We start from the raw sequence: 12,304 nt of genomic DNA on the forward strand, positions 1-12,304 counted from the left end.
ATTCAAACTCGTTTACCACCCTGAAATCGTTTTCGAGCTTATTAAGCTTGGGTGACTGTTTAAAAATGAACAGATTTTCATCATATAAAATAATCTTGTTAATTCAAACCTTTTATTGAAAAACTTTATCAAGATGAAAAAAAACTAACGATGAGTCGATAAAAAGACGCTATTGAGTGGCAAATAAATAATCGATTGGGTGGTGATATTGAAGTGTTTAATCTGAAACAAATGCTAAGTCGAAATCTTTTCTGATTTGTGACAAGTGTGGTGCCGCAAAACTAGCCTGCACCACACTTGTCTCGTTAGGCGGCGTCACCTAAAGGGGGGGAATGATGGGTGATAAACTGAAACAGACCTACAAGACAAACGGCACCTAGCATTAAGGCTGAAAAGGGGACTGCAGTACCCGTATAAAAGAGTGCGAGAAGTGGTCCCGCTAGCGCGCCACATCCAAAACGTAGGGTGCCAATTACGGCTGTTGCTGTGCCTGTTTCTTTTTGAAACTTCATTAATACTATGGCATCAGCATTAACCGACATTATGCCTAGAAAGCCCATAAATGGGATCAGCATCGCCACAGTGTAGTGATAACTTAATCCCAATAGATTAACCGTTAGTAGTGCACTACCTGCGATGGCTGCTAAAAAGGTTGCGACTTTTAACATTCGCCTTGAGCCAAATCGACCTACGATGCGGCTATTAATCACGTTGGCTAACATTAACGCGCCGACGTTGGTGCTAAATAGAATCGCAAACAGTGATTTGTCTAGACCAAACACTTCCATATAGACGAAAGGCGATGCGGTTAAATAGCAAAAAAAGGCAAAAGAGGTCATCACTCCGCTGGCAATATGCAGCTTAACGCCCGGTTTGGTGAATACCACGGCATAGGCACCAAAAAACGACTTTTGACTGCGGTTTTCTATTTGGGTGTCAGATGGCATTCTTAGCTTGGTTGATACCAGTATCAGCAAAGCTAAGGCATAGAAAGCCAAAATAAAGAAGATCAGGTGCCAGTCGCCCAACTCTAAAATAAAGCTTCCTATCGTTGGTGCGATGAGCGGTGCTAACATCATGATAAGGCTGACATAAGACATACCTTTAGCGGTGTTACTGCCGTAAACCTCTTTGATATAACCTGGCACGACCACGGTCGCAGCGGCGCCGATAAAGGCTTGTAAGAAGCGTAATCCTAAAAACAGTTCAATATTGGTCACAAATGCGAGTGATAGGCTGACTAGCATAAATCCCGATAAGCCAATAATGACCAAGGGGCGGCGTCCAATTCGGTCTGCAATTGGGCCAAAAGTGAGCATACCGAGGCCATAACCCGCTAAATAGAGGCTTAGTGACTGCTGTACTGTAGTGATGCTTGAGTTAAAACTTGCGGCAAGCGTTGCCATTGCCGGCAAATACATGTCGATTGCTAACGGCGTGATCGCCACAATTGCTGATAGCATGGGGATCAATAGCGCTAAATTAGGCATGTTTGCCTTAGCTCGATTGCTTGATTTCGAGATCGACGCTTTGTTCACTAGTACCTCGTGAGCGATAAGATTAAAAATTAGGTGTGATAACAATGGGTGGGGTGTTATCTAGGAGAATGCTAATTGTACGGTATCTGGAGTTATTTTAGCTAATGGTTTATTGCGTTAGAATCGCATCTAAAATGGAGGTTTTGTAACAAAATCTTTTGCGTATTATATAAAAACACCGCCCAACAAGGCAGTGTTTGTTGTTAGCTATTTCGGCGATGACCAATGCGATTAACTTTTCATATCCGATGTTAGCCGATGTTATCCAAGCTCCGCCTGAAACGGTAAGTTGACCGGTCTTTGATATACACTTTCATGGCCACTGGCACAAACAATATGATTGCGTTCAACCTTAGTCCAGCGACCGTTGTTTTCGGTTGGGGGCTCTGAACAAATGATAATGCATGCGCTGTTACTCGTATCAGGGGTGAAATCTATCATGCCGTTATTGTTAGATATGATCCCTTGGCCAAAAAACAGCGACGCAGGTTTAGCTTCCTTGAGCGTCGCAAATCGAGTCACAAGGGTATGGTAACCGTCAGTAACGGCAAAATTGATAAATGCATTACTATCGGCACCAGCTTCTTTTCTTAGTAACATAATGGTTTCTATGGTGGCTTCCATTGCCTGTTCGAGCTGACTTAAACTCGCATTTGCTATAAAGCCAAGCTTATCCATAAATAGCGCGAAGGCATATTCTGAGTCAGTGTTGCCTTTGATTAAGTCAAACGCTCTATTTGTCAGCATATTGAGTAAAGGACGGCGAAATTTTTCGAACTGATCTAGGCGACCATTGTGCATCCACAAATAATGCATGCAGCCAAATGGATGACAGTTTGCCTGACTTACTGGCATCCCTTTTGATGCGTCACGTACATGGGCAAAGTAATGTCTTGTTTCTACCTTTTCAGCGATCATTTTAAGGTTGCGATTACTCCATGCGGGATCGACGTTAACAAATGTAGCTGGGATGGGATCATCTTGAGTCGGGTACCAACCCAAACCAAAGCCGTCGGCGTTAGTAGGGACTTTACGCTTTTGCGCATATTTGCTTTGCATCACCAGTGAGTTTGTCGCTTGAAATATCAATGGCGACATCAAGGCTTTAGGGCCACTGTAAGTTAAAAACCGGCACATGAATTCTCTTATCCAGATTGGGGTTAAAGTTGAAACAATACGCTTAAAGTCAAATTTAGCCTGATATCTAAGACTTACAAAGTAATATTCTTGATTAGGCTGTAAACAAGTTGAAATCGGTCAGGAGTGGTGAATGATTGCGGCTAATTCGGCGCAAAATGAGTTGCGTTATTCTGTATCTTAACCCTAGCTCAGTTTAAGTGGCACTATTGGCCACTATCTGGGGCGATAAGGGTTGTCGATAGCTTATTGTGCGCCAAATAACACAGATTTCCCGCTTTCTAGCCAAGTCGGGTATTTGCTCATTATCAATGAGAATGGCTCACTTTGAAGATGCATATCGAGCCAGGATTTGACTCGGGGATAGGGCGAATTATTCCACCATGTCAAATTAACGTGGGCAAACTGGCGGATAAAAGGAAAAATGGCAATATCGGCGATAGACACTTGTTGTCTAACAAGATTGTCTCTATCTAATAGCTGTGCTTCTAGTTGTGATATATAACTTTCGGCTTTGTTTCTATAATAACTTTCTTCATATTCAGGAAAGCGGTCGGCGTACTTGTATCTATCAAGCCAGAGCTTAAAATCAGTATCGTTGTGCGCTATCAATTTGGCGGCAGTTGTCTGATGGTTAATTGAGTTTTGCATCAGTAGATCGAGTGGATCATTTTGCTCAAGCGCCCAGCGCATAATATCTAAACTTTCATCAATTACCTTACCAGTATCGAGAACTAACACAGGTACAGTGCCCTTAGGGCTTGCTTTTAGCATCGCTTGAGGTTTGTGCTTGAGCACGATCTCTCTTAGCTCAACGGTTTGTGTTGCTAGCAAAATACCCAGTCGCGCGCGCATCGCATAAGGGCAACGACGAAATGAATATAATATTGGGTGGGGCATAAACTCTCCATCTTCGAGTCGATCTTTTATCGAAGCGATTGCTTTGAAAAAGCGCTCGCTGTTTAAATGAGATCGCTATTCAAATGAGATAGTTTTCACTGCTTTGGACAAGATCGCAAACAGAAATAGAAATATTATTGGCTGTCGATTGTCAATCGCTAGTGTTGGCGCCGTTGTTATCTTTGCCTTCACGCCTTTGCTAACCCAATACCCTTACTTTTTGTCCCTGTTTATTTGAGCGTGACTTAGGTATTATTCCGCCTCAATTTTGCGCGAGAAATCACGTTTTCTAGCGAATGACCATGCACTGGGGATTAAGCCTCAGCCAGCAGATAGAGGAAAGTATGTCTCAAGTTGTTGTTTGTGCTTTATATAAGTTTGTTTCACTGCCTAACTATACCGATATTCAGCAGCCGTTATTGGCTCAAATGGAACAAACGAATATCAAAGGAACCTTGTTGCTTGCCGCCGAGGGGATTAACGGGACTGTGGCTGGGACTCAAGCAGCCATAGATGGATTACTACAATGGTTAAACCAACAGCCTGGGCTAGATAACATAGTTTATAAATTGTCATTCGATGATGAAATGCCATTTTATCGCACTAAGGTTAAGCTAAAAAAAGAGATCGTCACCATGGGCGTCGAGGGCATTGATCCCCGTAAAGTGGTCGGTACTTATGTTAAACCACAAGATTGGAACCAGCTGATTTCTGATCCCGATGTGTTGCTGATCGATACCCGTAATGATTACGAGGTGAGTATTGGTACCTTTAAAAATGCGGTTGATCCTAAGACGCAAACGTTTAGAGAGTTTCCTGACTACGTGAAAGAAAATCTCGATCCGGCCAAGCATAAGAAAGTCGCTATGTTCTGTACCGGTGGGATCCGCTGCGAAAAATCAACAGCTTATCTCAAAGAACAAGGCTTTGATGAGGTGTATCACCTTGAAGGTGGTGTGCTTAAATACCTTGAAGAGGTAAAACCTGAAGAGAGTATGTGGCAGGGTGAATGTTTTGTGTTTGATAATCGCGTTTCGGTTAATCACAGCCTTGAGAAAGGAGATTACGATCAGTGCAACGCCTGCCGATTACCTATCACCGAAGCCGATAAAGCCAGTGAGCACTATGTTAAAGGGGTGAGTTGCCCTCATTGTATCGACAAGGTGACCGAGAAGCAGCGTCAGCGTTTCGCAGAACGTGAGCGCCAGGTTCAGCTTGCGAATGCCCGTGGTGAGTCGCACATAGGTAGCGATGTAAACTCGGTGATAGAGAAACGTCGTCAAGATAAACTTGCGTTGAAACAAAGCCAAAACGACAGTAGAAAGTAAGCGATTTTTTCACTAGATATTGGGCAGTTTTTGGATAACGGGCTATACTCCAATTACTGTCATTGATAAGTTGCATCGGGCGACATATCGGTTTTAAGACAGGGTTAATAGAGCGGTAAATAGTTGGTTTTTGGTTTAATTTCTATTAACTTTTTAGTGTAAAAAACAAAGGCGAGTATTGTATTAAGCAATGCTCGCTTTTTTATTTCTCTTGTTAATGTGCGTTAACCTATCTTGTACAAGGTTCTGTCCCGACAGAGGCCTAAATCATCGCGACAAACGAATAAAAAATTTTACCATTGCATATCAATTCATTAGCACTAGTGTATCTGCTTTTTCATCCTCTTTTACATCTAAATCCTTACCGATAGATTTACTTAGCATGCTAAATATATATAATACTTAGCATGCTAAGTAATGAGTAACCTCTTATGGAACGTATAAATCAACTAGCACAATCATCGATTGCTGAACGTTTAGGCAGACTAGCTCGTTTGTGGCGTATGGTTGCCGACGTAGAGCTTGCACCGTTAGGTTTAACCTACTCGCGTTGGAGTGCGCTGTGGAAGCTGTATCGTATGGGTCAGGATATTAGTCAAAAAGAACTGGCTGACGCCCTAGAGATAGAATTGGCGTCATTGATGCGTACATTAGGGCATTTAGAGCAGCAAGGGCTTATCGATAGACATTGTTGTCCCGTTGACAAGCGAGCGAGGAGAATATCGTTAACTCAAACTGGCTTTGAAGTGATCGAGTTTATGGAAGCTCGGATTATGGGGATACGAGCACAGCTGTATGCCGGCATTTCTGAAGAGGCATTGTCGATGTTTGAGTCGACCCTTAATCAGATCAGTGATAACGCGATTAAGAAATTAAATCCTACTATGTTAAAAGGCGAGGAATAAGAGAAAGTATGACACCAGATCAACAATTTACCCGATTAGTTAAGTTTGCCATTGTTGGCTTCATGCTGTTATTTAGTTACTTCTTGTTGGCCGATTTACAGATGCCGCTCACAACTCAAGCGATGGCGACACGAACAATAACTCAGGTTGCTCCGCAGATCAGCGGTAGAGTGATTAAGGTTGAAGTCAAAAACAATCAGCAAGTGAAGCAAGGTGATCTGTTATTTAGTCTCGATGCTACGCCCTACGAGCTTGCACTAGAGCAAGCGGAACTTTCATTAGAACAGGCTCGTCAAGACAACGCAGAACTTGATGCCTCTATCGCGGCTGCAGAAGCTGATGTGAACGCTAGTGAAACTAATTATGCCCTTAAACAACGAGAAGCTAAACGTTTGCAGTCACTTTACGCTAATAACAGCATCTCGCAGCAGATGATCGATCAGGCTCAGACCGAGGTTAAAGCGAGTCTGTCGCAGTTACTGGCGGCTAAAGCCCAACTGGCTAAGATCGTGACGCTTCGTGGTGAAGCGGGAGAGGGAAACCTTAAATTACGTCAGGCAAAAAACAATGTCGAAAAGGCGAAACTGTCGCTTAGTTATACCAAGGTTCGCGCCGAACAAGATGGTGTGGTAACCAACCTGCAATTGGCCACGGGCAATATGGTTAATAATGGCGCAGCGGTGATGGCTTTGGTGCTTGGTGATGTGGATGTGATTGCCGATTTCCGTGAGAAGAGCCTGCGTCATGTCTCACCCGGTACTGTGGCAATGGTGGCCTTTGATGGTCAACCTGGACAGTTATATCAGGCCAGTGTGACAAGTGTTGATGCGGGTGTGAGCAATGCACAATTTGCGGCCGATGGTCGTTTGGCAACGCCTACCGAATCTAATCGATGGGTACGTGATGCACAGCGTTTCAGGTTGCATCTTGAGCTCGACCAACCTTTGATGAATAGTTTACCTGCAGGGGCAAAGGCGACAGTACAGTTACAACCGAGTAACCGTTTTTTTAGCATCTTGGCCACGCTGCAAATAAAGCTCATTAGCTTGCTGCATTTCATCTATTGAGGTGGGTATGCAGTTGATACGTCACCACCCCATGAGTCGCAATGATCTTAGGCAATGTCTTCGTATTGCGACAGGGGGAACTCTGGGTTTTATGATCAGCAAAGTGATGGGGTTTAATTACGCCGTGTTTTTTACGGTCACTCCCATGTTATTGCTTGGACTTGTCCCTATCATCTCTGCTGCAATAACGAGGCAAGTGATCGCTTCGTCGGTATTATCAATTGTTGAAGTTGGCGTGTTAGCGGGTCTATTTGGCGGCCAGCCAATGATGATGACCGCAATTGCCTTTGTGCTGTTTCTGTATCGTTTTGCTTGTATGTCAAAAGGGAGTTTATTCCTATTCGGTGCTAACGGTGTGATCAGCCTAAGTATCATGCTGCACTTTGCTAGTTATCCCGATACTAATGTAAACGATCTCATATTTTGTAACTTTTGGGGCCATATTAGCTCGATAGGCATCGCTTTTTTGATGATGGCAATATTTCCAGATGTGGCACCAAGAACTGCGCTTTCAGGGGGAAATAAAGCACCTCATCGAATGCGCCATGAAGCATTACTGGGGGCTACAGTTGCAACGATTTCCTTTTGTGTTTTTCAGGTCTTGGATCTACGAGATTCGCTATCGGCTCAGGCAACGACTTTAATCTTACTTTTTCCTATGCATTGGAATGGGGCGTTAGGGTATGCCCGTCGCAGAGCTTTAGGGACGATCATTGGTGTCAGTTGTGGTTTATTGATTCAACTCTTGCTGTATAACTGGTCTCATGAATTATTGTTGTTGTTACCTCTGTTTTGGCTATTTACTTTACTGTTTAGTCAGGCGCATATTACCGAGGCGATAGGCTCAGGTGTTGGTTTTGCGGGCATGACAACTTTAGGCATTCTATACGGACAGAATTTAACCCCGAATAATGATCTAATTTTTAGTGGGCTTTATCGTACGAGCAGCATTTTGATAGCAATCGTTGCCACGCTTATCGTTTGCTATGTTGTGCACAGTATATTGAATCGTTTTGAAGCGACTCGCTTTGGCCATTAGTCTGCTTTAATTTTTGATGTAAATAGAGTTGGCCTAAGTCGTTGCTATCACTTATTAGGCCAAGCTTTTAGTCTGGTTTCGATTGTTCCTCTACGCTCTGAACCGCTCGGCCGGAGCGAACTAGATCATCCTCATTTGGCGTGATGTCATCTCGATTCTCGTTGACAGCATCATAACTGGCATCGCTACTTACTTTATTATTTAGGTCGCTACTTGTACCACTATGATGACTTGTCGCCGCTTTGCCTGTTGCGGCTGATACCTCGTCAGATAGGGTTTGATCCATTACACCGTTAAGTAGGTTCATCGGCAGCGGAAATAAGATCGTTGAATTTTTTTCACCAGCAATCTCGGTTAACGTTTGCAGGTAGCGCAGTAGGATTGCGTTAGGCTCTTTGGCCAGAGTTTGCGCCGCCGTAACTAGCTTAGCCGAGGCTTCCATTTCGCCTGAGGCGTGGATCACTTTGGCTCGTCGAGTACGTTCAGCTTCAGCTTGCCTTGCAATGGCGCGTACCATGGTTTCATTCAGATCCACATGTTTAATCTCGACATTCGACACTTTAATGCCCCAACCATCGGTACGACTATCTAATATCGATTGGATGTCGGTATTGAGCATCTCACGATTGGCGAGCATTTCATCCAATTCATGTTGGCCTAATACCGACCGCAGGGTCGTTTGTGCTAGCTGGGAGGTGGCTTGTAAGTAGTCTTCCACGTTAATGATCGCCTTTTGCGCATCAATCACCCGAAAGTAGAGTACAGCATTAACCTTAACTGACACATTATCACGGCTGATCACATCTTGAGTGGGCACATCCATTACTACGGTACGCAGATCCACTCGCACCATTTGTTGAACAAAGGGGATGACAATGATCAGTCCCGGCCCTTTTACTTGGTAAAAGCGCCCCAGCATAAAGATCACGCCGCGTTCATATTCACGTAAGATTTTGAAGGTACTAAAAAGTAATGCCAGTAATAAAAATGCTAGCGCCACAAAAAATACCGAAGGGTTGTAACTAATCGCGTCCATTGACTATCTCCTTAGAGGAAAGGGTGGGAACCGGGGTCACTTTTAAGGTGAGGTGCTCTCTAGCCACCACCAAAACTCGCTGATCCGTATAGGTGGGTTTATTGCTTATTGCGGCCCAATGTTCACCATCAAGGCTGACAACTCCTTTTTCAATAAAGCCCTCTATAACAATGGCCTCTGCACCGATAATTGCCTCATCGCCACTAACCACTTGTCGGTGACGCTGCCGCCACAGGGTGGTTAATACCCATAGCGAAAACAACAAGGTTGTAAGGGTTACAGCGCCAATGAGCGGTAGCGAAATGGCAAAATGCTCTACATCAGTGTCGATAAGGAAAATGGAGCCTAAGGCAAATGCCACCGCGCCGCCTAAACCGAAAATCCCCACGCTTGGCATCATAGATTCGGCAATCAACAAGGTGATACCTAATACCATCAAGCCGAGACCGACATAGTTAATTGGCAGCAGCTGAAAAGCATATAATGCGATAAGCAGTGATATCGCACCTGTTACCCCAGCAACACCCACGCCTGGGCTATAAAACTCGAGTAGTAAGCCGTAAATACCAATCAGCATTAAAATGTAAGCGATATTTGGGTCGGTAATGGTCGCAATAAAGTGATTACGCCAGCTGCGCTGATGCGCAATGAGTTCAGCATTGCTTAAGATTAATGTGAGCCGCTGATCACCCAACTCGATTTGGGTACCATCAAGTTGCGCCAGCAGATCTGGCGCGTCATTAGCGATAAAGTTAATGACATTGTCTGCCAAGGCTTCAGTTGCCGTTAATGTGGCAGCCTCGGTCACCGCGCGCTCGGCAAAGTCGATGTTACGATTTCGCAGTGTAGCTAAGGCGCGAATACTCGCAACGGCATCATTTAGGGTCTTGCGTTCTATAGACGAACTATTATCTGCTGGGCGGACGCTATCTTTGTTCTTTTCATCACTGCTCCTTTTATCACCTTGAACAGTAGGATTGGATTCATTAGGAGTGGGCGTATTCTGGGGGCGCGACATCGACCCCCCTATCTTTACTGGTGTTGCCGCGCCTAAGGTGGTGGCGGGTGCCATCGCAGCGACATGGCAAGCGTACAAGATATAGGTTCCGGCGCTCATGGCTCTGGCACCTGATGGCGATACTAAGCATACAATAGGAATTCTTGATGCCAATATCGCTTGGTTGATGGTGTGTAAACTACTGACAAGGCCGCCAGGGGTATCCATAGTGATCATCAGCAGTTGTGGCCGCTGTGACACAGGGAGTTTATTAGCCTCAGTGATTTCGCTGACCAAGTATTCGCTCACCGCTGGACCAATTGCCCCTTCAAAGCGTAACAAAGGAATTTTTTGCGTCATGGACAGATGCTGTTTGATTACCTTTTGAGCATTTGATTGTTGAGATAGTCGATGGGATTGTTCAGACTGCTTGGTGTTGGTCTCCGTTTGCGTCATAGCGGTGCTTGAGACACTCATACTCAGGAGCAGTACCGTAACCATACCTATGATAATGCTCATTATCAGGTTGAGTTGTTGGCGGTTAATCCTTTGCCATTTATTCGGCCTGCGGTCGCGCAGATCGTTATCCTTGCGTTCCCTGTTTGCTAATCTTAATTGTGTGCTCATAACGGCGTCCTAAGTCGAGCCATTATTAAGTTTAGTTCATTAAGTTTCATTGGGCAGGTGCCATCTTTGTAGCAAATAACAATGTTTACAAAACGGGGCTACCACCCATCAGAGCTTCGGGTAACGATGGTTGTTGTTAGGGAGATTACGCCCCGATTTATTCCTAATTAAGATTATTTGATTGCTGGCACCGCGATTATTTTTGGACATTGGTTGTCTTTTAACGGGAGTGTGCTATTTTGCACGGCTTTTTATTGGTTGGAGCCCTTAGTATGTTCGTTGGATTCGATTACGGCAGTGCCAACTGCGCCATTGGAGTGATGGAGCAAGGTGAAGTCAAGTTACTACCGTTAGCCACTGATTCTAATTACTTGGTTTCAACGCTTTATGCACTTGATCGCGATTTAATCTGCGAAGCCGTGCTTAAGGCTCTGCCCAGCGATCAGCAAGCCGAGTATGCAAAACTTCGTGCTGCACAACTCAGCCGTGCACGACATGCTCGACAAGCATTAGATCTTGATAGTGATGAGCAAGCCGTTTTCGTCGGTGAAGCGGCTGTTAAGCATTATCTCGACATGCCTGAAGAGGGATTTTATGTCCGCTCACCTAAATCATTTTTAGGTGCGACAGGATTACGCGCCGATCAAGTTGCCTTGTTCGAAGATATTGTCACCATGATGATGCTGCATATCAAAAAAGTGGCAGATACATTAGTCAACTCGTCTTCAAATGGTATCACTCATGCCGTCATTGGTCGTCCGGTAAACTTTCAAGGCATTGGCGGGGAAGAGAGCAACCAGCAAGCGGAACGTATTTTAACCTTGGCCGCGTTACGGGCGGGATTTGCAGATGTCGCGTTTCTATTTGAGCCATTAGCCGCTGGGATGGACTTTGAGGCGAGCCTAACCGCCGATCACACTGTGTTAGTGGTCGACGTCGGTGGTGGTACGACTGATTGTTCTGTCGTTAAAATGGGGCCATCCCATATAGATAAAGCCGATCGCAGTGATGATTTCTTAGGTCACAGCGGTCAGCGTATTGGTGGTAACGATCTTGATATCGCGTTGGCCATGAAAGCCTTTATGTCTTATATGGGCTTGGAGACGAAAATGGTCAATGGTTTACCTGTTCCTAGCAAGCCATTTTGGAACGCGGTCGCGGTTAACGATATTAGTGCCCAGCGAGAGTTTGCCACCCTTAGCAGTCGCAATATGATTAAGGATTTGATTAAAGATGCTGAGCGAGCCGATCTATTACAACGCCTGTTAAAAGTGCAGCAAGATCAGCTTGGTTACCGTATTGTAAGAAGTGCTGAAAGTGCAAAAATAGCCTTATCAGATAGTGCTCAAATCCAAATCTCGTTAGATTACATTAGTGATAAGCTCGATGCTAATGTTGATGAGTTAATGCTTGTTGAAGCGATAAGTCAGCCTGTTCGTCAAATTCAGAGTTTAATGGCGCAGGCGTTAAGCGCTGCGCAAGTTAAGCCTGATATTATCTATGTTACCGGTGGTACGGCTAAGAGCCCAGCGATTTACAGTCGTATTGCGGCGAGCTATCCCGATATCGAGATAGTGGTTGGCGATCACTTCGGCAGTGTGACTGCTGGCTTAACTCGCTGGTCACAAAAAGTATTTGGCTAGGCGTTATCAATACATATTTATCCGGTACATTGGATCTAAAATAGGATTATTAAAGATGAAAAGTAACGGCAAACTCAGCAAAGCGAT

At 44.6% G+C, this 12,304-nt stretch carries 9 protein-coding genes and 1 pseudogene; 5 read left to right on the plus strand and 5 right to left on the minus strand.

What is annotated here, in order from left to right:
• Nucleotides 1–305: 305 nt before the first annotated feature.
• From K0I62_RS08730 to K0I62_RS08740, 3 genes are all read right to left on the minus strand, one after another.
• Nucleotides 306–1,490, minus strand: coding sequence for a multidrug effflux MFS transporter (locus K0I62_RS08730; RefSeq protein WP_220071331.1), 1,185 nt, complete (start codon nt 1,488–1,490; stop codon nt 306–308).
• 309 nt (nt 1,491–1,799) lie between these two features.
• Complete coding sequence (locus tag K0I62_RS08735) at nt 1,800–2,675, minus strand: class II glutamine amidotransferase (protein WP_220071059.1); 876 nt, start codon at nt 2,673–2,675, stop codon at nt 1,800–1,802.
• Nucleotides 2,676–2,921: 246 nt separating this feature from the next.
• On the minus strand, nt 2,922–3,575 hold the full coding sequence (locus K0I62_RS08740) for a glutathione S-transferase (RefSeq protein ID WP_220071060.1): 654 nt from the start codon (nt 3,573–3,575) through the stop codon (nt 2,922–2,924).
• 344 nt (nt 3,576–3,919) lie between these two features.
• Between K0I62_RS08740 and trhO the strand changes: the two genes are divergently transcribed.
• The 4 genes from trhO (at nt 3,920) to K0I62_RS08760 (ending at nt 7,914) form a co-directional block, all read left to right on the plus strand.
• Nucleotides 3,920–4,903, plus strand: a complete 984-nt coding sequence (gene trhO / locus K0I62_RS08745) for an oxygen-dependent tRNA uridine(34) hydroxylase TrhO (protein WP_220071061.1) — start codon at nt 3,920–3,922, stop codon at nt 4,901–4,903.
• Nucleotides 4,904–5,334: 431 nt separating this feature from the next.
• A complete protein-coding gene (locus K0I62_RS08750) occupies nt 5,335–5,808 on the plus strand; it encodes a MarR family transcriptional regulator (protein WP_220071062.1) in 474 nt (157 codons plus the stop codon).
• Nucleotides 5,809–5,816: 8 nt separating this feature from the next.
• Nucleotides 5,817–6,875 (plus strand): HlyD family secretion protein, encoded by a 1,059-nt coding sequence (locus K0I62_RS08755; protein WP_220071063.1) that lies wholly within the window; start codon nt 5,817–5,819, stop codon nt 6,873–6,875.
• 7 nt (nt 6,876–6,882) lie between these two features.
• Nucleotides 6,883–7,914 carry a DUF2955 domain-containing protein gene (locus tag K0I62_RS08760; RefSeq protein WP_220071064.1) on the plus strand — a complete coding sequence of 344 codons (1,032 nt, stop codon included), beginning with the start codon at nt 6,883–6,885 and terminating at the stop codon, nt 7,912–7,914.
• A 277-nt stretch (nt 7,915–8,191) separates the two neighbouring features.
• On the opposite strand, the pseudogene K0I62_RS08765 reads toward K0I62_RS08760, so the two are convergent.
• Both K0I62_RS08765 and K0I62_RS08770 read right to left on the minus strand, forming a co-directional pair.
• Nucleotides 8,192–8,950: pseudogene (locus K0I62_RS08765) on the minus strand (slipin family protein); the annotation flags it as partial.
• Nucleotides 8,937–10,574 carry an NfeD family protein gene (locus K0I62_RS08770; RefSeq protein ID WP_258405121.1) on the minus strand — a complete coding sequence of 546 codons (1,638 nt, stop codon included), beginning with the start codon at nt 10,572–10,574 and terminating at the stop codon, nt 8,937–8,939. The gene K0I62_RS08770 and the pseudogene K0I62_RS08765, both read right to left, overlap by 14 nt.
• 272 nt (nt 10,575–10,846) lie before the next feature.
• Between K0I62_RS08770 and yegD the strand changes: the two genes are divergently transcribed.
• Nucleotides 10,847–12,217, plus strand: coding sequence for a molecular chaperone (gene yegD / locus K0I62_RS08775; protein ID WP_220071065.1), 1,371 nt, complete (start codon nt 10,847–10,849; stop codon nt 12,215–12,217).
• The last annotated feature ends 87 nt before the right edge of the window (nt 12,218–12,304 follow it).

The organism is Shewanella psychrotolerans, assembly GCF_019457595.1.
In the GTDB taxonomy this organism is placed as follows: Bacteria; Pseudomonadota; Gammaproteobacteria; order Enterobacterales; family Shewanellaceae; genus Shewanella; species Shewanella psychrotolerans.